General features: G+C 36.9%; 19 protein-coding genes. 11 read left to right on the top strand and 8 right to left on the bottom strand.

Annotated elements, in window-relative coordinates; all coding sequences use genetic code 11:
* The 9 genes from AWW78_RS10520 to AWW78_RS03325 form a co-directional block, all read left to right on the top strand.
* Positions 1 to 2466: choice-of-anchor D domain-containing protein (locus tag AWW78_RS10520; protein WP_082359538.1), on the top strand; the 2466-nt coding region annotated here is incomplete at its 5' end.
* A gap of 253 nt (positions 2467 to 2719) precedes the next feature.
* Complete coding sequence (locus AWW78_RS03290) at positions 2720 to 4009, top strand: M16 family metallopeptidase (protein WP_047133126.1); 1290 nt, start codon at positions 2720 to 2722, stop codon at positions 4007 to 4009.
* 15 nt (positions 4010 to 4024) lie between these two features.
* Positions 4025 to 5146, top strand: coding sequence for an alanine dehydrogenase (gene ald / locus AWW78_RS03295; RefSeq protein ID WP_047133109.1), 1122 nt, complete (start codon positions 4025 to 4027; stop codon positions 5144 to 5146).
* Positions 5147 to 5169: 23 nt separating this feature from the next.
* Positions 5170 to 6903 carry a 2Fe-2S iron-sulfur cluster-binding protein gene (locus tag AWW78_RS03300; RefSeq protein ID WP_047133110.1) on the top strand — a complete coding sequence of 578 codons (1734 nt, stop codon included), beginning with the start codon at positions 5170 to 5172 and terminating at the stop codon, positions 6901 to 6903.
* Positions 6904 to 6938: 35 nt separating this feature from the next.
* Positions 6939 to 7955 carry an NADH-quinone oxidoreductase subunit NuoH gene (gene nuoH, locus AWW78_RS03305; RefSeq protein WP_047133111.1) on the top strand — a complete coding sequence of 339 codons (1017 nt, stop codon included), beginning with the start codon at positions 6939 to 6941 and terminating at the stop codon, positions 7953 to 7955.
* 21 nt (positions 7956 to 7976) lie between these two features.
* Positions 7977 to 8507: a NuoI/complex I 23 kDa subunit family protein gene (locus tag AWW78_RS03310; RefSeq protein WP_047133112.1), complete on the top strand. Its 531-nt coding sequence runs from the start codon at positions 7977 to 7979 to the stop codon at positions 8505 to 8507.
* Positions 8504 to 10222 carry a T9SS type A sorting domain-containing protein gene (locus AWW78_RS03315; protein WP_075427072.1) on the top strand — a complete coding sequence of 573 codons (1719 nt, stop codon included), beginning with the start codon at positions 8504 to 8506 and terminating at the stop codon, positions 10220 to 10222. Before AWW78_RS03310 ends, AWW78_RS03315 begins: the two co-directional genes overlap by 4 nt.
* Before the next feature lie 77 nt (positions 10223 to 10299).
* Entirely contained in the window at positions 10300 to 12057 is a 1758-nt protein-coding gene (locus AWW78_RS03320; protein ID WP_075426075.1) for an alpha-amylase family glycosyl hydrolase, read from the top strand.
* 20 nt (positions 12058 to 12077) lie between these two features.
* Positions 12078 to 12491, top strand: a complete 414-nt coding sequence (locus tag AWW78_RS03325) for a secondary thiamine-phosphate synthase enzyme YjbQ (RefSeq protein WP_047133114.1) — start codon at positions 12078 to 12080, stop codon at positions 12489 to 12491.
* Here AWW78_RS03325 and AWW78_RS03330 read toward each other — a convergent pair.
* Genes AWW78_RS03330 through AWW78_RS03350 form a run of 6 tightly spaced genes read right to left on the bottom strand, consistent with a single transcriptional unit; the run spans position 12478 to position 18952 of the window.
* Positions 12478 to 15483 carry a [protein-PII] uridylyltransferase family protein gene (locus AWW78_RS03330; RefSeq protein ID WP_047133115.1) on the bottom strand — a complete coding sequence of 1002 codons (3006 nt, stop codon included), beginning with the start codon at positions 15481 to 15483 and terminating at the stop codon, positions 12478 to 12480. The genes AWW78_RS03325 and AWW78_RS03330 overlap by 14 nt on opposite strands.
* Complete coding sequence (locus AWW78_RS03335; protein WP_047133116.1) at positions 15470 to 17128, bottom strand: CTP synthase; 1659 nt, start codon at positions 17126 to 17128, stop codon at positions 15470 to 15472. The genes AWW78_RS03330 and AWW78_RS03335 overlap by 14 nt, the downstream gene beginning before the upstream one ends.
* A 1-nt stretch (position 17129) precedes the next feature.
* The gene (locus AWW78_RS10895; protein WP_320410025.1) at positions 17130 to 17459 is read right to left on the bottom strand and encodes a cytidylyltransferase domain-containing protein; all 330 of its coding nucleotides are present in this window, start codon (positions 17457 to 17459) and stop codon (positions 17130 to 17132) included.
* A complete protein-coding gene (locus AWW78_RS03340) occupies positions 17377 to 17895 on the bottom strand; it encodes a 3-deoxy-manno-octulosonate cytidylyltransferase (RefSeq protein WP_320410026.1) in 519 nt (172 codons plus the stop codon). The genes AWW78_RS10895 and AWW78_RS03340 overlap by 83 nt, the downstream gene beginning before the upstream one ends.
* Before the next feature lie 3 nt (positions 17896 to 17898).
* Positions 17899 to 18228 (bottom strand): Asp-tRNA(Asn)/Glu-tRNA(Gln) amidotransferase subunit GatC, encoded by a 330-nt coding sequence (gene gatC, locus AWW78_RS03345; protein ID WP_047133117.1) that lies wholly within the window; start codon positions 18226 to 18228, stop codon positions 17899 to 17901.
* A 4-nt stretch (positions 18229 to 18232) separates the two neighbouring features.
* Positions 18233 to 18952 carry a lysophospholipid acyltransferase family protein gene (locus tag AWW78_RS03350; protein WP_047133118.1) on the bottom strand — a complete coding sequence of 240 codons (720 nt, stop codon included), beginning with the start codon at positions 18950 to 18952 and terminating at the stop codon, positions 18233 to 18235.
* A 128-nt stretch (positions 18953 to 19080) separates the two neighbouring features.
* On the opposite strand from AWW78_RS03350, the gene AWW78_RS03355 reads away from it, so the two are divergent.
* Positions 19081 to 19497 carry a cobalamin B12-binding domain-containing protein gene (locus tag AWW78_RS03355; RefSeq protein WP_047133119.1) on the top strand — a complete coding sequence of 139 codons (417 nt, stop codon included), beginning with the start codon at positions 19081 to 19083 and terminating at the stop codon, positions 19495 to 19497.
* On the opposite strand, the gene AWW78_RS03360 is transcribed toward AWW78_RS03355, so the two are convergent.
* Together AWW78_RS03360 and AWW78_RS03365 are read right to left on the bottom strand one after the other, a co-directional pair.
* Positions 19494 to 21791, bottom strand: a complete 2298-nt coding sequence (locus tag AWW78_RS03360; protein ID WP_047133120.1) for a DNA polymerase domain-containing protein — start codon at positions 21789 to 21791, stop codon at positions 19494 to 19496. The two genes, AWW78_RS03355 and AWW78_RS03360, sit on opposite strands and share 4 nt — an antisense overlap.
* Before the next feature lies 1 nt (position 21792).
* Positions 21793 to 23292, bottom strand: a complete 1500-nt coding sequence (locus tag AWW78_RS03365) for an RsmB/NOP family class I SAM-dependent RNA methyltransferase (RefSeq protein ID WP_075426076.1) — start codon at positions 23290 to 23292, stop codon at positions 21793 to 21795.
* Between the two features lie 172 nt (positions 23293 to 23464).
* Here AWW78_RS03365 and sppA point away from each other — a divergent pair.
* Positions 23465 to 24268 (top strand): signal peptide peptidase SppA (gene sppA, locus AWW78_RS03370; RefSeq protein ID WP_047133121.1); only part of this gene is annotated, 804 nt, incomplete at its 3' end.

The following is a 24268-nucleotide window of genomic DNA, read 5'->3' on the forward strand; positions in this document are numbered from 1 at the left end:
ATTTTGAAGTTTACAAATTCAGGTGTAAGGCTTTGGGCTACTTATTATGGAGGAAGTAATTGGGATTGGGGCTGTTCAATTACCACTGATGGTTCAGGTAATATATTTTTGACGGGGGGTACTTTCTCAACCGATTTTCCAACGCATAATCCAGGTGGAGGTGCTTATTATCAGGGGTCAAATGCAAGTTACGAGGATATTTTTATTTTGAAGTTTACAAATTCAGGTGTAAGGCTTTGGGCTACTTATTATGGAGGAAATGCTCATGATCAAGGTAATTCAATTACTACTGATGGTTCAGGTAATATATTTTTGGCGGGATACACTGAGTCGGCTGATTTTCCAACGCATAATCCAGGTGGTGGTGCTTATTATCAGGGGTCAAATGCAGGAGGTGGTGATATTTTTATTTTAAAATTCAGCAGTAGTTTACCGTTAATTAGTTTAAGCAATAATTTAGTTGATTTTAGTTATGTGTATTTAGGGGATGAAAGGCGTGAATATGTGATAGTAAAAAACGCAGGTGGAGATACATTAAGGATAAGAGATATTGTGATAGGTGATAGTAGTTTTGCTTATTTAGGTAGTTTGCCATTGAGTTTGGGGAGTGGTGATTCTGTTTCTTTAGAGTTTAAGTTTAAGCCAGTTTCATCAGGTTTTAGAGTTGATACTGCGTTTATTTACAGTAATTCAGAGGTTGATTCAGTTAACAAGGTTGTATTAAGGGGTGGAGGAGTAAAGCCACCATATTTATCAAGTTCTGTTGATAGCATAAATTTTAGATCTGTTTTTATTGGTGATTCAGTTGTTAAGTTTCTTAAGCTTTACAATTTAGGTGATTTTGACACGATAAGGGTTATAAGTTTAGAGGTATCGGAGCCTTTTAGAGTTATTTCATATCTAAGCGTTATAAAACCTGGAGATAGTTCAAGTGTTGTTTTAAGTTTCAAGCCTACATCAATGGGGGTTTATGATGGTTTATTGAGGGTTGTTAGCACGGCTTGGAATGATACGTTAGAAGTTAGACTTTATGGTAAGGGTGTGCCTGTGGTGTTAAATGTTGATAAACGAGTTCAATCTGGTATTGTAAAATTTGTTTGTCGTTTTAATGCAAGCGATAGTGTTAGGTTAAATAGTTTCTTTTATTCAATTGATGGTGGTTCAAGTTGGAAGTTGAGTTCGAGGGTTTCAAGTTTTGCTGTTGTAGGGGTTGGGGTTGACACAATATATTGGGATAGTAGGAAAGATTTGGTTAATTTTGAGTCAGCTGATGTCAAGGTTAGGGTGGATTTTATTTTTGGCTCTTTTGATTTTTCAATTAGAATAGATAGTGTTGGGGTTGATAATCTTTCACCAAGGTTTGGGGGAGTGAAGTCGCATAAGAATTTGCTATTTGGGAAGGTTGTTCTCTACTGGGATAGGGCTGTTGACATAAGTAAGGTTGTTTATAAAGTTTTCATCGCTGATAGTTTGATTTCTGAGGTTGTGACAGATTCAGTCTTTGTTTCAGGGCTTAGGACTTCAACAGTTTATAATTTCAATGTCAAGGTTTATGACTTGGTTGGGAATGAGAGTTCTTCACCTTATTCATTGAAGGTAAATGCTCTTTGTGATTATAATGGGGATAACAGGGTGGATGCATTTGATCTTGGAAGTTATGTAAAGGCTTGGAGTGAGCTTGATTATTCTGGTTCGGATATTTATCCCTATGATGGTTCATTGCCACAGGTTGTTGTTAGGGGTGATGGGAAGTTGGATGTTTATGATGTTTTCACATTCACAAAGATTTGGGATTATTCGCACATTCAGGGATTGCCTAAGGTTTTGAGTTTCAGTTTTGAAGGCGTTGATGTTTCAGTTTTGGTTTCAGGTGAAGAGTTTGTTTTCAAGCCTGATTTCAGGGGAAAGTTTTTAAGTTATGGGGTTGAGGTATATCATCGTGGTTTGGTTGATAGTTTTGAAGTTTTAAGAGAAGGAATTGGTCTTGTTTATAGGGATAGTTTGGGTGGGGTGATTTATTTTGATTATTCAAAGTTTGGTGGTATAGAAGAGGGAGGTTTAGGTTTGTTCAGGGTGAAGTTTGGAGGGGTTAAGTTTGGGGATAGTGTGGTGATAAGATTTCGTGGGTATGATGAGGATTCGTTGGTTTCTGGGAGGGAGGCTTTTTCGAGGGTGTATGTTATAAGGTTTGAGGATATACCGAGGGATTTTGCTTTGCATCAGAATTATCCGAATCCTTTTAATCCATCAACAGTTATAAGGTTTGATTTGCCGAGGGATGTAGAGGTTAGGCTTTGTGTGTATGATGTTCTTGGGAGGTTGGTTGGTGTGTTAGTAGATGGTAGGGTGAGGGCAGGTAGGCATAGTGTTGAGTTCAGGGGAGATGGGTTGTCGAGCGGGGTATATTTTTACAGGTTGGAGGCTGGTGATTTTGTGAGTGTAAAGAAGATGGTGTTGGTGAAGTGACTCACCCCCAACCCCTCTCTATAAATAGAGAGGGGAAAAATTGAAAGAGATGAGTTTGTGAACTCATCCCCCGACCTCTTTCTAAACTTTAGAAAGGGGAAAATTAAAAGGGGGGAGTTATTTTTTGCCATTCATTTGAGGAGTGAATTTATCGCTGTGAAAAATAGGGGATTTTTGCTTGATTATTTAAGATTGTATTGGTATATTTTGAGTAAATCGTAAAGATAAATTTTTGAAAGATATAAGTTTTGAAATGAGAAAGTCTCGATCAGTTGTAGTTGAGAAAGAAAAGACTCAGGTAGCAACTTCAAATTACAATAAAACTGTTCTTAGTAACGGCATTCGGGTTGTTTCTGAATCAATACCGCATGTTAAAAGTGTCTCCTTGGGGGTATGGGTTGATGTTGGTTCGAGGGATGAAAGTGATTTGGACAATGGTATAACTCATTTCATAGAGCATATGGTTTTCAAAGGAACGGGGAAAAGAAGTGCAAGGGAAATTGCCGAATTTGTCGAGGATATCGGGGGTTATTTGAATGCCTTCACAACAAAGGAAAATACTTGTTTTTATGTCAGGGTTTTGAGCGAACATTTAAAAGAGGGAGTTGAGATACTTGCGGATATAGTTCAAAATCCGACATTTGATAAAAGGGAAATCGAAAAGGAGAAGAAAGTTGTTTATGAAGAGATAAAAGATGTTGAGGATGATTTTGAGGATTATATTGGTGACCTTCTTGAATATCAGATTTATCATCCACATCCACTTGGCTTGCCTATAATAGGAACGAGGGAAACCGTCAGTGGATTTACAAGGGAGAAACTTTTTGAACATTTAAGAAAATTTTATAATCCAAGTAACATTGTCGTATCAGCTGCTGGAAATCTCGTCCATGATAAACTTGTTGAATATGTTGATAAGTTTTTCACAGCGACGAATAAAAATGGATTTGTCAATGTTAGAAGAAAACCAGAGGGAATGAGGGCAGTTAACTATGTTATTGAAAGACCTTCAAGTCAATCACATGTTTGTATTGGGACTGCTACTTTTGGGGCTAGAGATAAATGGCGGGATCATTTGCTGCTTCTTAACACGATCATTGGCGATGGGATGAGTTCAAGATTGTTCCAGAATATAAGGGAAAAATATGGTTTCGTGTATTCAATTTATTCATTTTACACGATGTTTAAAGATTCGGGGGTTTTTGGTGTTTATTTTGCATGTGACAGAAAGAATGTGGAGAAGACGATTGAATTAGTATGGAAGGAGTTTAATTCAATTGTTAAGAACGGTGTCTCTGTGGATGAATTGAAGAGGGCTAAGGAGCAGGTGAAGTCTTCTATTTTAATCGGTTTAGAAAGCATGTCAAATAGGATGCAAAGGCTTGCACAGATAGAACTTGTTTATGATGGCAGGTATTCAGATGTGAGTGAAGTTATAAAAAAGATTGGAAGGATCACACCTGATGAAATTCGTGAAGTGGCGATTGAAACTTTGAGGAAGGAAAAATTTACAACAGTTATCATCAACCCATCTAAAAAATAAACGGAGAAGGAACTAATGATAGTAGGAGTTCCAAAAGAAATTAAAAGGATGGAAAACAGAGTAGCACTTTTACCTGCTGGTGTTTCAATTCTTAAGGCTCACGGTCATACTGTTTTGGTTGAGAAAGGAGCTGGGCTTGGGAGTGGATTTAGCGATGAGCTTTACAGGGATGCTGGTGCTGAAATTGTTTCGGATCCCCGTGAGATTTATGCTGAAGCTGATATGATAGTCAAGGTGAAGGAGCCGATCGATTATGAGTATAATCTTTTGAGAAAGGGACAAATTGTTTTCACTTATTTCCATTTCGCAGCGAGTCGCGAGTTGACTGAGGCTGTTATTAAGTCAGGATGTATAGCCATTGCCTATGAGACTGTTCAAAAGGATGACGGGACTTTGCCTTTGCTTGAGCCGATGAGCGAGATTGCGGGAAGGATGGCACCACAGGAGGGAGCGAAGTATCTTGAGAAATCTATGGGTGGACGTGGAGTTTTGTTGGGTGGGGTTCCGGGTGTTGAACCTGCTGATGTTGCGATAATTGGAGGTGGAGTTGTTGGCACAAATGCAGCGAAAATTGCTGCCGGGCTTGGGGCAAGGGTTACAATACTTGATGTTAACTTGCAGAGGTTGAGATATCTTGATGATATAATGCCGAAAAATGTTATAACAATGGCTTCAAATGAGTATAATATTGCTAAGGCAGTTCGCAGAGCTGATGTTTTGATTGGCGCAGTTTTAATACCGGGGGCAAAAGCACCAAAGCTTGTGCCAAAAGAATTAGTTGCACAAATGAAAGAAGGAGCAGTAATAATCGATGTTTCAGTTGACCAAGGTGGATGCATTGAAACTATAAGACCAACGACACATGATGATCCGGTGTATATTGAGTATGGCGTTGTTCATTACGGCGTTGCAAATATGCCCGGCGCTGTTCCAAAGACATCAACAATTGCTCTTACGAATGCCACACTTCCATATGTGATTGAACTCGCTGATAAAGGTTTTGAGATGGCCATAAAGACGAACAAAGAGTTGAGAAGGGGTGTTAATATAATTGAAGGCAAAGTTACACATAAAGGTGTGGCAGAAGCATTTGGACTTGAATATACACCGATTGAAGACTTAATTAAGTTTGATTAACAAAATAAAATTTAGGAAATCAAATGGCGAAGATAACAATAGATGGTAAAACAGCAGAAGTAAAGGATGGAATAACCATTCTTCAAGCGGCAGAAGCACTTGGCATTGATATCCCACACTTTTGTTATCATCCTGCTCTCTCAATATCTGGAAATTGCAGAATGTGTTTGGTTGAGGTTGAAAAGATGCCAAAGCTTGTGATCGCCTGTGCAACGCGAGTGATGGATGGGATGGTTGTTTATACGCAAAATGAGAAAGTTAAAAAAGCAAGACAAGCCGTTCTTGAGTTTATTCTTATCAATCATCCGCTTGATTGCCCAATTTGTGATGAGGCTGGTGAATGTAAACTTCAGAATTATACATATATTTACGGACCTGGACACAGCAGATTTGATGAGGAGAAAGTTCACAAGCCGAAGAGAGTCCCACTTGGTCCGAATATCGTTCTTGATGTTGAAAGATGCATAATGTGTTCAAGATGTATAAGATTTTTTGATGAGATTGTAAAAGATCCACAATTGACCTTTATTCAAAGAGGGGATAGAGTAGTTCTGACCACTTTCCCTGGGAAGCGAGTTGATAATCCTTACTCAATGAATATAATTGATATTTGCCCAGTTGGTGCTCTAACATCAAAAGATTTCAGATTTAAAGAAAGAACTTGGAACATGACTGCAGTTAGCAGTATCTGCCCAGGTTGTGCGAGAGGATGTAATGTATATCTTTGGGTTAGAAATAACCAGATTTTGAGGATAACTCCGAGGGTAAATATGGAAGTTAACAGATATTGGATGTGTGATTACGGACGATTTACTTATAAACCTGTGAACTCGGATGATAGGATAAAATCGCCGATGGTTCGCCAAAATGGTGAACTTGTTGAAGTTGAGTGGGATGTTGCGATTGAAAAGGCGGTTTCTCTGTTGAAAGATGTCAAACCAGATGAAGTTGCGGTTATTGGTTCTGCTTATGCGACGAATGAAGATAACTTCGCTTTGCGAAAATTTGCTAAGTCTGTTCTCAAGGCAAAATACATTGATTTTTTGAGCCATGTGAAGGATGGTGATGAAGATGATTTTCTGATCAGAGCGGATAAAACTCCCAATTCAACTGGAGCGAGGCTCGTCGGCATCGGGGCAAGTGATGGATTTGGTTTCGAATCGATAGTTGAAGGTTTAAGGACGAAAAAGTTTAAAGTTATCTATGTGATGGATGATGACATTGTTTTAAATGATGAGATTTACAATTTGCTTGATGGGGTAGATGTAATTGTCCATGCAACCAATTGGAATAAAACCGTTGAAAAGGCAACTGTTGTTTTTGCGAGCGCATCATTTGCTGAGAAGGAAGGAACTTTTACCAACTTTGAAGGGCGGGTTCAGAAGCTAAATATCGCGGTTCTTCCAAAAGATGTCGAACCGTATATGGTTTATAAGCCGAGAAAATTTGGCGAAGCAAGGCCAAATACGGGAGAAATTGATAAATCTAAGCTTGCGCTATCTCGATTGTTTAAATTTGGGACTCAATTTGATAGATGGTCAAGTGGGGAAAGAAGAAATGTTAAGCCATCATGGTGGGTAATTTCGCAAATTGCAAGTAATCTTGGAGTGAAATTTAATTATGAGAAAGTCGAAGATGTGTTTAATGATCTCTCTCAGACTGTTCGCGAGTTCAAAGGTTTAACTTATGAGTCAATTGGTGATGAGGGTGCGATGATAAATTTGGCAAGTAAGAAAGTTACATCTGTTGAAATTTAAAGTTAACATCAACAAAAATTAAAGTTTCAAAGCACATGGAAACACTTTTAATTATAATTGTGAAATCAGCGATTTTCATAATTCTTTTTTTAACTGCTTCTGCTGCTTTGACGTATGTTGAGAGAAGAATCTCAGCGTTTATTCAAGATCGTCTCGGTCCAAATAGAGTTGGACCTTTCGGACTATTTCAACCGATTGCTGATGTTATAAAAATTATCTTCAAGGAGGAGATAATACCAGCAAATGCGGACAGAACTTTACACACAATTGCACCGATAATTTCACTTTTTGTTGCTTATAGTGTTTTTGCTGTTTTGCCACTTGGAGAAAGTTTGGTAATTGGAGGAAGGGAAATTAAACTTATACTTGCTGATGTAAACGTTGGTTTTCTTTATATACTCGCATTGAGCTCAATTGGTGTTTACGGTGTAACTTTGAGTGGGTGGGCATCAAATAACAAATATTCGCTTCTTGGTGCTTTAAGGGCTTCAGCGCAAATGATAAGTTATGAGTTATCGCTTGGACTTTCACTTGTTGGAGTTGTCCTTGTTGCTGGGTCAATTCAAATTGATGAAATCATACGTTCGCAGGCAAATGTTTGGAATATTTTCTATCAACCTGTTGGATTTATAATTTTTCTTGTCTCTGCTTTTGCTGAAACAAATAGACTACCTTTTGATTTACCTGAGGCGGAACCTGAACTTGTTGCAGGTTATCACACAGAGTATTCTGGGATGAAGTTTGGTGCTTTTTATCTTGCAGAATATACGAACATAATAACAGCAAGTTTGTTGGTAACGGCGTTTTATCTTGGTGGATGGTATTTCCCGTTTTTTGATATTTACCGTGGCATGAATCCAAATCTTGCGGGTATTTTGCAAGTGATCGTATTTTTTGTGAAGGCTTTTGTGATAATCTTTCTTTTCATGCTTGTCAGATGGACATTGCCAAGGTTCAGATATGATCAACTTATGCGGTTGGGATGGCAAGTTTTGTTGCCACTTGCGCTTTTAAATGTTCTTGTGACTGGACTTGTTAAGATCATTCTTTAAAAATAAAAATTTGGTTTGAGAATGAGTGAAATTAAAATAAATGGAAGACCAAAGACAAGGGAAATAAAACGGAAGTCAAATCTAAACCTTCTTGAAAGACTTTATCTTCCAGAAATTTTCAAAGGTTTAAGCATCACATTCCGTCAGATATTTAAGCCGAAGTTTACATTTGAATATCCTGATGTAAAATGGCAACCCCCAGCTTCGTTTCGTGGAAGACCTGTGCTTGTTGTAGATGATGAAACAGGTGTTGAAAGGTGCGTGGCTTGCGGGCTTTGTGCAAGGGTTTGTCCTGCACTTGCAATTGAAGTAGTGGCTGATGAAACTGGGCTTGATAAAGAGAGATATCCGAAAAAGTTTGAAATAAACATGCTTCGTTGCATCTACTGCGGGCTATGTGAAGAGGTTTGTCCTGAAGAGGCGATCGTCATGAGCAAGGAATATGAACTTGTCTTTACAAGTAGAGAAGAAGCAATTTTTGGTAAGGATAAACTTCTTGTCCCCGCATCACAATTGAAAGATCGACTTGAGTTTTTGAGAAAGATGAGGTGAAAACAAAATTTTTCTGCATCGTTATGGACGATGATAAAGATTCAATGCATAATGATTTGAACTTTAAGGCTCTCTTGACTTCGTTTCTTATTTTGACATTGATTATTTCCCCGCTATTCGCTCAAAAGATTTCCCTGATTCAATATCCAGACGAAGTTGTAAAGGGCGAAAAATTTGCTGTGAAGTTAAACGTTTACGCAGAACCTGAAGATACAATTTTAATCATTGCTTCGAGTGAAGGTGAAGTTAATCTATCTGAGTCTTTCATTTTTGAGGACAGTTCTATAAATATTGAACCCCTTAAAGCAAATCCCCCGTTTGCATTAAACGAGTATTTACAGAAAAACTTTCCCGTTCAAAAAATATTTATCTTTTTAGACACGCTCAAGCATTCGTCTGTTCTAAGAAGTTATGCTTTTGTGATGAGCACAAAATCATCCGATGAAATCAGGCTGAATTTTTTACCTATAAAAATTTCTTCTGATTCTTTAATTTTTGAACCAATGGAAGCCGAAGGGCATAAAGTTAACATTAAGGTTAAAAACTATTCGGATAAAACAGCGGGCTTATGCGCTAAATTTGAAAAAGATGGATTTATCAAGTTTAACTTGAACGATAAATTTACTGGCAAGGAAGGCTTTACACTTTTGTTCTGGCTGAAGACAACATCGATGATGGGCAAGATAATTACTTTGGAATCAACTTTTGATAAAAGTTTTGCAAGCGTTGGGTTAAAATTTGGTAGCATTTTTGTCGCAATGAACAGTTCGATTGGAAAGTATGAGATAACATTTCCAAAATTTGTAAGCGATGGGGAATGGCATTGCATTGTGATAACCGCAAATCAGCCTGGTGATATTTTAAAGCTTTATGTCGATGGTGATAAGATTGATGAGATTTTTATACCAAATTTATCGCAGTTCGAAATAAATCGTCCAAGTGTAAAAATTGAAAAAGGATTGATTGATGAGATTGTTTTTTTCAAAAATGTTAAACCTGAGTTGGTGGAGCGTCTCTGGCGTTATTTCGTTAAAGTTGATACCAATGTGCTTTTCCTTCTGAAGTTTGAAAATGAAGAAGTAAACGTAATTGGAAATGTAAGCAATATTGAAACGAACGCTGTTAAATTCGTCCCATCATCGGCACCGATTTATTCTTCGGGGGTAAAAGTTAATGCGGAATTAAAAGAGGGTAAAATTAATATAAGTTGGGAAGTGGAAGATCCTGAATTTGTAAGTAGGTTTGTCCTTGAAAGAAAAATCAAAGATGGGCAGTTCCAGCCAGTTTACCAAATCTTAGCATCTGATTTCAATAAATATACATTTGTTGATGTAGATGTTGAAGACAATGTAGTTTACTTTTATAGGGTTAAGCGAATTAACAAAGATGGAAGTTTTGAGTTTTCGGATGAGATTAAAGTTGGGGTTGGTTTGAAAAAAGACTTTGAAATTATTGGCAATTTCCCCAACCCATTTAATTCTGAAACAAAGATAATTTATACTCTATTCAGCGATACTTATGTTAAACTTACCGTTTATGACATCGTTGGGCGTGAGATCGCAGTTTTAGTAGATGGATTTCAAAATGCAGGAAAGCATGAAGTTTCGTTCAATCTTGGGAATATAAAAGTGGATGAGATTACAAGCGGAATTTATCTTTACAAGCTTCAAACTCAAAAAGGATATGAGATAAGAAAAATGGTAGTTATAAAGTGATCGTTCGTCTATTAATCTTACTTTTACCCTTTCTACTTTCCTGCTCCGTTTCAAAATATACTACTGGCATTAAAACAATGGTTGAGCTCAAAGGCGAATGGAAGTTTAAAATTGACCCTGATGATGTTGGACTTTCACAATTTTGGTATTCTTCTAACTTTGATCGAAGCGATTGGGCGAGCGTGGAGGTTCCAGATTTCTGGGATAGGTACTCAAACTTTTCAAGTTATGATGGGATTGCGTGGTATTATAAAAGTTTTGAGATTGAGCGAATTGACAAGCGAAAAAAATATGCGATTTTTTTCGGCGGGGTTGATGATGACTGCGGGGTTTGGTTAAATGGTGAATTTGTCGGCGAACATCGTGGATATAGCGATGAGTTTTATTTTGATGTGACAAAATTTTTAAAACAGGGATTGAATGAACTTGTTGTTATGGTGATTGACCATGGTGGACCTGGTGGGATTTATAAACCAGTGGCAATAGTTGAATATTCTGAAATTGAGGATCTTTTGAAAGGGGAATTTTACTATAAAAACGCAAGAAAAAGCGAAGAATGGGTTAAAGATGCAATTATTTACGAGATTTTTCCAAGAGCTTTTTCTGAAAAAGGAACATTTAAAGAGATAGAGCGTGAAATTCCACGACTTAAAGAACTTGGGGTAAATGTGATTTGGTTGATGCCAATTCATCCCATCGGTGAGGTCAAAAGAAAAGGGACGCTTGGAAGCCCATATTCAGTGAAAGATTATTATGGTATCAATCCCGAATACGGCACAGCGGAAGATTTTAAATCGCTGGTCAAAACTGCACATGAAAATGGGATCAAGGTTATAATTGACCTTGTTATAAATCATACTGCATGGGACAACAAGTTGATCATTGAACATCCTGAATGGTATGTTAAGAACGATAAAAATGAGATCATTTCACCAAATTCTGATTGGACGGATGTGGCGGATTTAAATTACGATAACCCTGAGTTGAGAAAATATATGATTGAGATGATGAAATACTGGGTAAAAGAATTTGACATCGATGGCTATAGGTGTGATGTTGCTGAACTTGTTCCGATTGATTTTTGGAATGAAGTAAGAAAAGAACTTGACAAAATTAAGCCTGTGATGATGCTTGCTGAGGGTAGTTTGCCCGAACAACATTTGGAAGCATTCGACCTAACTTATAGTTGGAATGTTTATGATGCACTGGCAAGGATAATAAGAAATGGACATCTTCCATCTGTCCTTGATAATGTTCTTGAAAGTGAGAAGTATAAATTTCCAAAAGGTTCTTTGAGATTGCGCTTTAATGAAAACCATGATAAACCGCGAGCTGTTAAATTTTTTGGTGAGGATGGAGCGCTTGTTTCAGCTTTTATAGTTAATACAATTCCAGGTGTTCCACTCATTTATAACGGACAGGAATATGGAGATACCACAAACCTTTCGTTGTTCGAGAAACAGGTGATGTCAAGGGACAGCGTAAGCAAGAGGGGAATGAAATTTTACTCATTTTACAAAAAATTGTTTAACTTTAGAAAAAATTCGCTTGCGTTGAGGAGAGGTGAGATGATAAAGGCAAAAACGCTTAACGATGACAAGGTTTATGCTTTCTGGAGAAAATATAAAGATGAAACGGTTCTCTCGATTGCGAATCTTTCAACTTGGGGAGTGACGACGAAGTTGCAAATTGATGAGGTTTTGAAGAAGAAAATTAAGAATGGAAAAGTTAAATTTTACGATGTCTTTGAAGATAAAATTGGCGAAGCTAAGGTTGAAGATTTTGTTAATTTTAAACTTGAACCTTTCACTTTTAAACTTATATCAGTTTTTTAAAACAAATCTAATGGACAAAGATGAAATCTTACACGGAATATCTAACTTTTAACACCAAGAATAAGCGTGAGATAATTAATATCACCGATAAAGTAAATGAGGCTTTGAAAAAAAGCGGTATAAAGGAAGGGTTTTGCCTTGTTTCAGCTATGCATGTCACCGCTGGCGTATTTGTGAACGATGATGAGGATGGACTGATCGAAGATTTAACTGAGTGGCTTGAAAAACTTGCCCCATTTAACCCAAATTATAAGCATCATAGAACGGGCGAAACAAACGCAGATGCGCATCTCAAAAGTTTACTTATTCATCACGAGGTCATAATCCCTGTCACGGATGGACGACTTGATTTTGGACCATGGCAACAGGTTTTTTACGCTGAATTTGATGGCCAGAGAAAGAAAAGGGTTATAATTAAAATCATTGGTGAGTGATTCGTTCAATGACAGTCTGAAAGATCTCCCTTGTTCTTTTCATCCTACTCTTTATTGAGTCAACGAATTCATCAGGAAATCTATACCCAAGGCATAGCGAAAGGTATTCAAGTTTTTCTGGTTCGTCGGGGATGAGATTTGATTTTGATCCTAACGAAACGCGTGTAAACTTTTCAATCTCCCTGTAAAATTCATAATTTGCAATTAAAGTTTTGCGTTCACTTTCTTTTAAAAAGCCATATTTAGTTAAGTTCTCCAGCGCTTTTACTGTGCTTCTTTCTATTTTTCCAAATTTTTTCAAGTGCTTCATTTGTAATATCTGTGCGATAAACTCAATATCTGTCAAACCTCCCGAACTTAATTTTATGTCCATCCCACCATATTTTATGTTTTGCTCCATTTTCTCGCGCATTTGGAATATGTATTGTTCAAGTGATTTTGTGAATTCAATTTTTAAAATTCTGTCGTGAATTAACCCAAGGATTTTTTCCGCAATTTGCGGATTGCCCGCGATAAATCTTGTCCTTGTAAATGCTTGAATTTCCCAGAACTCCGCTCGATTTTTAAGATATGAGTCAAAATATTCAAAATTCACAAGTATAGGCGCATTTCTTCCCTCGGGGCGAAGCCGAACATCAACCTCATAAAGTTTTTCAATTTCAATGGTTGTCATCTGACTTACTAAATTTTCACATTTCGCTGTTAAAATTTGATATTTCTCCGCTCTTCTTTCATCGGTTATAAACATCAGATCAATATCCGAATCAAAATTCATTTCCTCGGATCCAAATTTCCCGAGCCCAAATATTGCAATCCTTTGCCTTTCGTCATCATCAAAATTTTCGAAGAAAAATTTATTTAACACCAACTCAGCTTGCTCTGTTAACTCTTTTGAAAGGCGCTGAAAATCGATCAAACCATCAAGGTTCAAAACAAGCAATCTTATCTCGTTCAAGAATTTGAAATCGTGAAGGTTAAAAACATCGAGATGTTTAAAAAATTCAAAAACTTCACTCGTTTTTTTATCTTTGCTCAAATTGTTTTCAGATAGCAAAATGTCAAGAAGATGGGTTTTAAACGAAAGCAAGTTTGAAAATCTTGGGCTGAATTGAGAAATGTTAAGTATGATTTTTCTAAATGAATCGTTTAAGAGCAAATCGTAAAATGACTTTGAATATCTGAAACCTTCGGCGATTTTTCTGAAATTGTCAAGTGTGATATCTGGGATTATGGTTTTTGATATTTCGTTCAGGATAATTGAAGAAACCTTTGCGAAGGAATTTTCCTCTGCCGTGCTGAAAATTATTTCCCCAGTGATAAGTTTCCCCTTTGATAGAAACTTAATATTTCTCATCGCTTTATCAACATCTCTGAAGTTCATATCGTAAAAAAATTTTTTAAGTCTCCCCTTTGCGATCTCATCATCGATTATGTCCGAGATGAAAAGTTCTGGCTTTGCTTCAACTCCAAAGATTCGCTCATAAATTTTTCTTACGCTTTCAAATCTCTCGTCAAGCTCATGTTTAAAAGTTTTCCACTCGGGGATAGATGGGGTGGGGAATGAAATTGTTTTGTCCTTTTTTTCGTAGTTTTTCATCGCTTTTGCGAGCATCGTCAAAATGTTGGTTTCGAGAGGAATTGTATGGGTTTGAAGGTTATGCGACATTTGAAGTATATGTTCAATTCTTCGGAAATAGATGTAATTTTCGGTTAGTATTTTTGCCTCGCTTTTTGTCAGCAATCCGTAGTTTGAAAGTCTTTCAATTGCGTTTAATGTATTTTGTGTTTTCAGCTCAGGTAAAGTTCCAGCATTTAAAAGCTGGAGAGTTTGAACTATAAACTCAATATCCCTTATTCCACCCCGTCGCAGTTTGATATCGTATTCACTTGTTGAGATCGCTTCAAGTTTGGCTTTTATCTTAGCAATTTCACGGATCGGGTTATCCAAGAACGAACTTGGGTAAATAAATGAATCAAGCATGTTTAAAAATTTCCAGCCGAAGTTTAAATCACCAGCGATGGGCCTCGCTTTGATCAGCATTTGTCTTTCCCATATCTTCCCGTAAACTTCATAATATGTTAAATAACCAAGTAAAGAACGAGCCAGTGAACCTGCGCTCCCCTCGGGTCTTAACCTGAAATCGGCTCTATAAAGAGAACCTTCCTCGGTTTTCTCTGAGAGAAAATTTATGAGAGTGGAGACGAGACGATTGAATATTTCGTAATAAGAGATAACTTCACCATTAATCTTTAGCTCCCCATCTCGATTGTAAATAAAGATCAGGTCTATATCCGAGCTGTAGTTTAATTCTTTTCCCCCAAGTTTACCAAGGGCAATTATGCAAAATTCAGTTTCAGGAAAGGATGAAAATTTTTTTCTTGTTTCTTCAATCGCAAGTTGAAGACAAATTTCAACTATCGCTTCAGCAAGATCAGATAAAGATGTGACGGTTTCTTCAAAATTGGCGATGCCGAGGATATCGCGTAAGCCAATTCTCAAAATCTCCCTTCGTTTAAATCGCCTTAATGCATTAAGTTTATTTTTAACGCTTTGAAAATATGAGATTGAATTTTTCCCCTCGTTTAAATAATCTTCTCTTGATAGCTTTTTGTCGAGGGCATTTGTTGATGTGAGCCAGTGGAATAGTTCGGGGTCGCGCACAAGTATATCTGCAAAGTATTGGGAGTATCCAAAGGTTGTGAGCAAGATTTTCAACATTTGCTGGTGAAGGGCAAACTCTTTATAAAGGGATGATTTGCTAAACGAGTTCTCGATGAAACGAATGAAGTTATTTAAACTTTGCTCTGGATTTGGTGAGAAGGTAAGGGAGGAGATAAAGTTTTCGATAAATTTATCTATAAGGTCAAATCTTGCGGTCGAATCTATAAAGTTATTAACAAGATTTTCAAAATTCTCAATTGACTTTTCATTTGACCTGAAGATTTTTCTTAAAGTTTGCTTTGTTTTTGCATCAAAGCTAAACTTTGGCATTTACATTTGTTTCTTCAAAAGTTTTTGCTTTTTTCCTTTTGAATTCAAGAGCAGACCTTACAAAATCTCGAAAGAGCGGATGGGGTTTTGTCGCCCTTGATTTGAGTTCGGGATGGAATTGAACCCCGACAAACCATGGATGGTTTGGAATTTCGATTATCTCAACAAGTGAACCGTCTGGTGAAAGACCGCTGAAAATCATCCCGTTTGCCTCAAGAATTTCCCTAAATTTATTGTTAAGTTCATATCTGTGCCTATGCCTTTCGTTTATTCTATCAGTTCCGTAAGCTGCATATGCTTTTGTGCCCGGTTTTAAAACCGCTGGATATAGACCAAGCCTCATACTTCCACCCTTCATTTGAATCCCCATTTGCTCAGGTAAAAGGTCGATCACAGGATATGGAGTTGCTGGATTAAACTCCGTGCTATTTGCATCCTTTAAACCACACACATTTCTCGCAAATTCAATCACAGCGCATTGCATGCCAAGGCAAATACCAAAGAATGGAATTTCATTTTCACGGGCAAATTGAATTGCCTTAATTTTACCTTCAACTCCTCTCTCCCCAAAACCTCCAGGGATCAAAAGCCCATGAACATCTTTTAGAAATTTCTCCGCACCGTATTTTTCAATATCCTCAGCCTTTATCCACTTTATATTGACTTTGCATTCGTTTTCAGCACCAGCGTGAACGAATGACTCTATTATGCTTTTATAAGCATCTCTCAATTCTGTATATTTCCCACAGATTGCAATTTCAACGCTATCTTTTGGGTTTTTTATCTTTTCAACAAATTTTATCCACTCTGTCAAGTTTGGCTCTTTGGCTGATATGTTTAACTTTTTAAGAACAATATTATCGAGCCCCTCTTCATAAAAGATCAGCGGGACTTCATAGATTGATTCAACATCAATTCCTTGGATCACCGCCTCTGGCTCGACATTTGTGAAAAGAGCGATTTTCTCTTTTATTTCCTTGGTTAAAGGTCTTTCTGTCCTGCAGATTAAAATGTCAGGTTGAATTCCAATTTCAAGCAATGTTTTTACGCTGTGTTGTGTCGGTTTTGTTTTAAGCTCACCTGTTGATTTTATATAAGGTACAAGAGTCACATGTATGTTAATTGCATTTTGCTTCCCAACTTGAAGCATAAATTGTCTTATCGCTTCAAGGAAAGGGAGACCTTCTATATCTCCAACTGTCCCGCCAATTTCAGTTATGATAACATCATAATCATCTTCATTTGCGATCAGGGTAATTCTCCTTTTAATTTCGTCTGTTATATGTGGAACAACCTGAACAGTTGCACCAAGATAATCACCTTTCCTTTCGCGCATTATGACCTCGTGGTAAACTTGTCCTGTTGTTGTGTTGTTTAACCTTGACATGCTTATGTCGAGAAATCTTTCGTAATGTCCAAGGTCGAGGTCGGTTTCGGCTCCGTCATCCGTTACATAGACTTCGCCATGTTGATATGGATTCATTGTTCCAGCATCAACATTTATGTACGGATCAAATTTTTGGATTGTAACTTTTAAACCCCTTGCTTTCAACAAAAGCCCAAGAGATGCACATGCTATTCCTTTCCCAAGCGATGAGACAACTCCACCAGTGACGAAAATATATTTCGTTTTTTTGTTTGTCATTTCAAAAACTCGTTTTTTGTTTTAAAATAGAAACCACATTTTCAATATCAGAAAATGTATCAACACCTATTGTGTCTTTATCAGTTATCACAACTTTTATTCTCATCCCATTTTCAATTGCCCTTAACTGTTCAAGCTTTTCCAATTCTTCAAGTTTTGATGTTTTTAAGTTTACAAACTTAAAAAGCGAGTTTCTTTTATAAACGTAAATGCCGATGTGTTTGTAATAAACTCCTAATTTTAACCATTCATCTCTTCTCTGCGCATCCCTGCAGAACGGAATTGGGCTTCGCGAGAAATAAAGCGCAAAATTTTTTTTTATCGAAAACAACTTTCACAACATTTGGGTTGAAAAGGGTTTCAACATCTGTAATTTTAACTGCAAGTGTTGAAATATCAATATCGTTATCTTCTTCTTTTAAAAATGGCTCTATAGCGGAATCAATCATATCTCCAGAGATCAAAGGTTCATCACCTTGGATGTTTACAATTATATCCGCATCGATGTTTCTAACAGCGTAAGCTATTCTGTCTGTTCCGGTCGGAATCTCAGAGGGTGTCATGATCACATTTCCACCAAAATTTTTAACGGTATTAAAAATCCTTTCATCATCTGTTGCAACATAAACATCATTTATCAATTTTGATGACATCGCGTTCTCGTAAACCCACCTTATCATTGGCTTACCAAGTATATCTGCGAGTGGTTTCCCTGGAAATCTACTCGAGGCATACCTTGCGGGTATTACTCCAATGATTCGAGGCATAACTTAACTTTGTTCTTTATCTTCATTCTCTTTTTGGGGTTTTTCTACCTGAATTACCTTTGGAACCTTAAAGAAAAACTCGGTCCTGGATGGTGCGTTTTTTAATATCTCCTCACGAGGATAGCTTTCCTTTACAATATCCTCGCGAAAAACATTCTTTAAGTCAATGACGTGGTAAAGTGGTTCAACATCCGTTGTGTCAAGTTCATTAAGTTTATCTATGTATTCAAGAATTCTGTTAAATTGTTCTGTAAACTTTTCTTTTTCCTCTTCTTTAAATTCAAGCCTTGCGAGGTTTGCTATATATTCAACATCTTTAATGGTGACTGGCATGATGTTATTTTATTTTTGTTTTTAAATTTTTTTCGATCACGCTTCGAGTTAACTCCATAAGTTTAGTTTCTCCGTCCCTGCCTGAAAATTCATCAACTGGAATAGGTTTGTCGATCATAATTTCGATAGTTCCTGGATTTACTTCAAGTTTATGTTTTCTCATTATATTGTGACTGTTAAAAATTGTAACTGGGACAACAGGTGTTTTTGATTTAATTGCAAGCATAAAGCCACCTCGTTTAAATGGTAGAAGTTCACCATCAACGCTTCGGGTTCCCTCAGCAAAAACAAGAACGGAGACACCGCTTTTAATTTTTTCAATTGCCTTTTGAACGCTTCTTATTGCTCTCTTGGGATTCCTTCTGTCAATTAGAATATAGCCACCATGTTTTAAAAGCCATCCCCATAGTGGTATTCTACCGAGCTCTTGTTTTGCAAGAAATCTAATTTGATCAGGTATGCCAGAGATAAGCGCTGGTATATCCATTGCACTTGCATGGTTTGAAATGTAGATGTAATTTTGTTTACTTGAGATATTTTCAAGGCCTTTAACTTTAACTTTGACATTGAAAATTGCGAGAATAATTTTCGACCAAATTTTTGCCATGAAATGATAAATTTTGCCTTTGTAGTTAAAAGGGAGAAGTAAAAAGGTGATGATTGCCATTGGGATTGTAATTAAAACAATGATTCCAGCTTTTAACCAGAAAGAAATTTTTTTCATCTTTGTGCTGTGGTCGGTTTTTTACAATGATAATGAAAATGGGTGAGAAAATCAAGTTGAGTTTGAAAAAATCAGTTACATTTTTTAAATTTGTTATTGCAAGTTGAAAAACAAAAATAGAAAATCAGATGGAAAGAAAAATAAGAGTTTTAATAGCAAAAGCTGGACTTGATGGGCATGATAGGGGAGCCAAGGTAGTGGCAGCTGCGCTTAGGGATGCTGGGATGGAAGTGATTTATACTGGCTTGAGGCAGACTCCTGAGATGATAGTTTCAGCTGCAATTCAAGAAGATGTTGATGTGATCGGGGTTAGCATTTTAAGTGGGGCGCACATGACAATTTTCCCGAAGATAATTAGTCTCATGAAAGAAAAAGGGCTTGATGATGTCCTTTTAGTCGGTGGGGGGATAATTCCGGATGAAGATATACCAAAGTTAAAGGAAATGGGAGTTGCTGAAATCTTTACACCTGGAACCTTAACAACTGAAATCGTTAATTTTATTAAAGAGTGGTTTGAAAGAAATAAAAAGCAAAAGGTCGCTTAATCAACTTCAATTTCCTTTGAAAGTTTTTTTATGATTATCTGAACATCATCAAAATTTAAACCATCGCTCAAAGAAAAAATCTTTTTGAAATCCTCCGGCTTGAAAAATATCTCAAACCTTTTGGTATATTCGTTTAATTTTGCAAGATAATACTGTATGTTCTCATCCCTCTTTAAAGGGTTCCAATCCTCAACAAGTTTACAATTTTCAAATGAACGAACATCTGGAGTTGAACCGGTGATATAGTAGGTTATTTTATCACCCTGTCTATAATTTCTCCCGCTTGCGATCGCAAGTTCATAAGCTGCACTTCTGTTTCTTCTTCCAAGCCTAACAAGCTCTTGATATCTATCGAGTCGCTCACGCAGTGTTTCTGTCTTTGCAAGCTCAAGGATGTCTATTTTTCTTTCGGCGATTGATTTATAGATTGATTTGTAAAGTTCATGAATTTTTTCAATTTCATTGTTAAGCAAAAATTTTATGCATTCGCTTATATACTTTCTCGCAAACGGCTCCATTCCCCTTGAAATAAGCGACGCCCCTTTTATTTCTATATTTCCGTCTTTATCAAGAAGCGCATAATTTTTCTTTTTATAACTTAACATTTTTTTGTAAATCCCATTAAAAGCAAGGTTTATACCCTCCGGCAATGTTGAACCGACATCCTTTACAAATTCCAGCGCTTTTTCTTCATTGGAGCTAAATTCTTTCGGTGGGATGAAGTAAATTCCATCTGTATCTGCTTCTATAACTTTTCCACCTTTATTTGTTATCTCAAAGATAAGCTTCTTTAAGATTTTCTGACCCGTCATTGTGACCTTGTCGGCGCTCTCATAATCATTGAATATCGCTCTGCTATAACCAAGATAGCCGTAGAAGGAATTGATCAAAATTTTAAACGCTGATTGAATTGCGTCATATTTCGCTCTTTCTTCAGGCGTCGTCGCGCTTTTCATTTTGTGTTTTGCCTCGAGCCTCATTTTAGTTAAGCTTTCAAGCATCTGCAAAAAGATCCCAGCTTCGTCCTTCCTCGGTCCAATTTTAAAGTTTATCATAATTGATGGGTAAAGTGATTCGATATCCGCGTGAACAACATTTTCAAATACCCCAGTGTAAAATATATCTGTGTAACCACCCGTTGTTTGATATCCAACATCCGGTTTTGGAAGCGAATACCTCCTTTTCAAATATGCTCTTACAAGCAATGATTCAATTTTAGAAGATGAACCGGATTTTATGACCTGCCAAAGTGAAAACGGTAACATTTGAGTAAGATAAAAATATGGGGGCGCAAGAAGCTCTGAAAGTTTTCCCGTTTCCTCGGCATCTTGAGTGGCGTATTTTATCAAACTTTCCGGATCGTTATCCCAGTACCATGCTATTTTTTCTCCGGGGATGTAAATTCGATCTTGGGATGAAATTTCAAAGTATTTCGCAACATATTTCAAGGAATAGCTTTCAAACTCTCGTTTGACAAAATCGTAAAGCTGAACAAGAATTAATGTGTCAATTATATGTCTCCCGTAAATCTCTATGCCTGTGAAGACTGTCTCACGATCGTAAGTTATCGTCGTAATTTTTGGCTCGCTTCCATCTCTACCGAGTGAAAGTTTAACTTCGTTAAGTTCTGCCCTTTTTATAAGATATGGAAGATCGAAATTTAAAATGTTATGCCCTTCAATTATATCGGGGTCTTTCTTGCGAATTATCTCAACAAGTTCAATTAACATTTGCTTCTCGGATTTCCTGCGACCGTCAATTATATGTTTCCAGCCTCTATTATCGGTCAGGGAAATTACAATAATTCTATCTTCAATTCTCTCAGGATTGCTGAACCTATGTTTTGTATATGTTTCTATATCAAGCTGAATGCGATATATATCGTTAAATTCCATTCCCTTAAATAATGTCGTTCCAGTTTGTAGTAGGAATTGATGAACTGGGTCAGGGCGTAGATAAATTATATCTGTATCTGTGTATGACTCAACCTTTACCGCATTTCTATTGCTGTAGTTGCGCAGGATGTATCTTATTGCATTCCACATGTCCGTTATTTCCTCAAACGCGCAAACATATTGGTAAAAGTTGTTGCCGGCAAGTTTTTTTATCCAAAATTTTTTATAAAACCCCTCAATGTAAGTTTTATCATTGAGAAAGAAGAAGGGATAGAATTTTCTTATCTCCTCTCTTACATTCCCATCTTCTCTAATGTAAGCATGGACGGTTGATTCATCGCGTTGTTGGACGGCGACTATATTCTTTTCCTGGTTATGTCCATAAATTAACTCGTCCATTTTAAATCACCTCGACCTCCGAAGAGCGTCTCCCTTTTGGAATTTGACTTTTTAAGCCTTCCTTCGTTATAAGTCCGCAGCCAAGGATTATGCCATCGAACTTAACAGCTATGTAGCTCCCTGGATTGAAGTTTGACGGGAAATTTTTAATGGTTCCGCCATTTAAGAATGTGCGCGCCTGTTCTTCGGTTTCAAATTCGATTATATTTTTTGTGATAAACGGAGCCAAAAGTTGAAGCGCACTCGTTGAAATTTTCCATTGTTTATTTTTTACTGCTTTGGCAAGCTTTAAGCCAACTCTTTGAACTAAGCTGGACAAAAGATGATGTTTGAAATTTTTATTAATAAGTGAAAAATCAGTTGTTAAAAACTTTATCCAGTCGAGCGAGCTAAACCACAATTCATCACCTTTGAAGTAAAACGCAAATTCCTCCCATATCTTTTCCTCTATCCCAAACTCGTCACTTAGAAACTTAAGTGGTGATTTTAATTTCTCATCGTTTGCTGTCAAAAATTTTATCTGCTGGATTGTTTTCCCATTGTTTATTTCCGTAATTTTTGGGGATTTTGAAAAGGTTGAATCAGTTTTTCTTAATTTTGCTATGAAGAAACCTTCTGTGTTCGCTTTGAAAGGATAAATGCGCACCGCCTTTTTTAATCTTTCGTCAAGTGGAAGCCCATCATAAGAAGTTATGCCTTCATCAAATTCAGCTTTTTTATATTCTATTTCTTCAATTTCAACTGGAAATTTCTTTAAGATTGAATCAATCACAATTTCATTTTCTTCAACGGTTAAAGTGCAGGTTGAGTAAACGATTATGCCTCCAGGTTTAACTGATTTTATCGCGCTTATGAGCAATTGTTGTTGCTTATTGCTCAGGCGTTTAACTTCATCGATGCTCCACCAATTTAAAACTTCATTTGCTTTTGATATTATCCCAAGCGCGGAGCATGGGGCATCTACAAGTGCTTTATCAAAAATTTCGGGAAGGATAGCACCAAACCTATTTCCATCAATTGAGGTGATAGCAGTATTTAAAATTCCAAGTCTATCAATTTGATGCGCCACAACTTTTAATCTTTCAAATGAAATATCATTGGCTATAATGATGCCTGTATTTTTCATAAGTTGGGCAATATGAGTTGTTTTAGAGCCTGGCGCCGAAGCTATGTCGAGAATTATCTCATTGGGCTTCGGTTCAAGAATAAGCGAGGGAAGCATGGAAGATAAGCTTTGTACATAGAATAAACCTGCAAAATGTTCAACCGTTTTCGAAATAGGGAAAGGCTCTTCTTCAACTATGAAGGAGTCTGGCACAAGGTCAATCTCCAAAAGTTTAAAACCTTTATTCTCAAGTTTAGATTTTAATTCGTTTGCCTGAGTTTTCAGTGTATTAGTTCTGATCGTGAGTGGTATATTAAGTTTATATGGTTTCAGGATAAGTTTAGCGGATTCAGGGTCAAGTATTTTGGTAAGATATTTGAAAATTCGCTCTGTCATAGAATCGTTAATGCAAATTGGGATTCACTGTTTAAAAAAATATACAATTTTTAAACAACGACACAAAATAAAAACCAAGCAAGTTTGGGAGCAAGATGCCTTCAATTTCAATTGGTTTTTAATAAAATTTTTTGTAAAATTTACTTAGCAAAACTTAATATAGGCTTGAGAGATGAGTAAAGAAGCAAAATGGTTTCTTGGAATAATTGGAATAATACTCTCATTGGCGGTTTTGTTTGTCGCACTTGGTTTTTTTACGCTTGTTAGTTCTATGAAGCCTGAAGTTGAGGATGAGGCAATCGCCGGCAAGGACAAGGTTGCTTTGATTGAGTTGAAGGGTGTGATAATTAACTCGGAAGATATTGTAAAACAGATTAAAAAGTATGTGAAAAGTTCAGCCGTTAAAGCTATTGTTGTTTATGTCGATTCGCCCGGAGGTGGGGTATCAGCAAGTGAAGAAATATATCAGGAGTTGAAAAAAGCCAGAGAAAAAAAGCCTGTTGTCATCTCGATGGGTTCAGTTGCAGCAAGTGGGGGTTATTATGTATCTCTTGGAGCAAGCAAGATAGTTGCAAATCCGGGAACCATAACAGGGAGCATAGGGGTTATAGCTCAATTTCCAAATTTGCAAAAATTGCTTGATAAAGTCGGTGTAGAGTTTGAGATAATAAAAAGTGGCAAATTCAAAGATTCGGGGAATCCATATCGTGGTTTGACGGATGAAGAAAAAAGATACTTTCAGAGCGTGATAAATGATGTTTATGAGCAATTTGTGAACCATGTTGTTGAGGAGAGAAAAATGAAAAGGGATGATGTTTTAAAGATAGCGGATGGTAGGGTTTTCACAGGTAAACAGGCTTTTGAAATGGGGCTTGTTGATACACTTGGAACTCTTGAAGATGCTATAAAGATTGCAGGAAATCTTGCTGGAATAAAGGGAGAGCCGAAAGTTGTTAAAGAGAGGAAAAGAAACCAG

The organism is Candidatus Kryptonium thompsonii (genome assembly GCF_001535985.1).
GTDB lineage: Bacteria > Bacteroidota > Ignavibacteria > Kryptoniales > Kryptoniaceae > Kryptonium > Kryptonium thompsonii.

Coding starts and splice junctions, on each gene's coding strand:
- AWW78_RS03290 (WP_047133126.1), top strand. CDS start 2,720: ATGAGAAAGTCTCGATCAGTTGTAGTTGAGAAAGAAAAGACTCAGGTA.
- AWW78_RS03340 (WP_320410026.1), bottom strand. CDS start 17,895: ATGCCTCGAATCATTGGAGTAATACCCGCAAGGTATGCCTCGAGTAGA.
- AWW78_RS03320 (WP_075426075.1), top strand. CDS start 10,300: ATGGTTGAGCTCAAAGGCGAATGGAAGTTTAAAATTGACCCTGATGAT.
- ald (WP_047133109.1), top strand. CDS start 4,025: ATGATAGTAGGAGTTCCAAAAGAAATTAAAAGGATGGAAAACAGAGTA.
- AWW78_RS03300 (WP_047133110.1), top strand. CDS start 5,170: ATGGCGAAGATAACAATAGATGGTAAAACAGCAGAAGTAAAGGATGGA.
- AWW78_RS03330 (WP_047133115.1), bottom strand. CDS start 15,483: ATGCCAAAGTTTAGCTTTGATGCAAAAACAAAGCAAACTTTAAGAAAA.
- AWW78_RS03360 (WP_047133120.1), bottom strand. CDS start 21,791: ATGGACGAGTTAATTTATGGACATAACCAGGAAAAGAATATAGTCGCC.
- nuoH (WP_047133111.1), top strand. CDS start 6,939: ATGGAAACACTTTTAATTATAATTGTGAAATCAGCGATTTTCATAATT.
- AWW78_RS03335 (WP_047133116.1), bottom strand. CDS start 17,128: ATGACAAACAAAAAAACGAAATATATTTTCGTCACTGGTGGAGTTGTC.
- AWW78_RS03350 (WP_047133118.1), bottom strand. CDS start 18,952: ATGAAAAAAATTTCTTTCTGGTTAAAAGCTGGAATCATTGTTTTAATT.
- AWW78_RS03355 (WP_047133119.1), top strand. CDS start 19,081: ATGGAAAGAAAAATAAGAGTTTTAATAGCAAAAGCTGGACTTGATGGG.
- AWW78_RS03325 (WP_047133114.1), top strand. CDS start 12,078: ATGAAATCTTACACGGAATATCTAACTTTTAACACCAAGAATAAGCGT.
- AWW78_RS03365 (WP_075426076.1), bottom strand. CDS start 23,292: ATGACAGAGCGAATTTTCAAATATCTTACCAAAATACTTGACCCTGAA.
- gatC (WP_047133117.1), bottom strand. CDS start 18,228: ATGCCAGTCACCATTAAAGATGTTGAATATATAGCAAACCTCGCAAGG.
- AWW78_RS03310 (WP_047133112.1), top strand. CDS start 7,977: ATGAGTGAAATTAAAATAAATGGAAGACCAAAGACAAGGGAAATAAAA.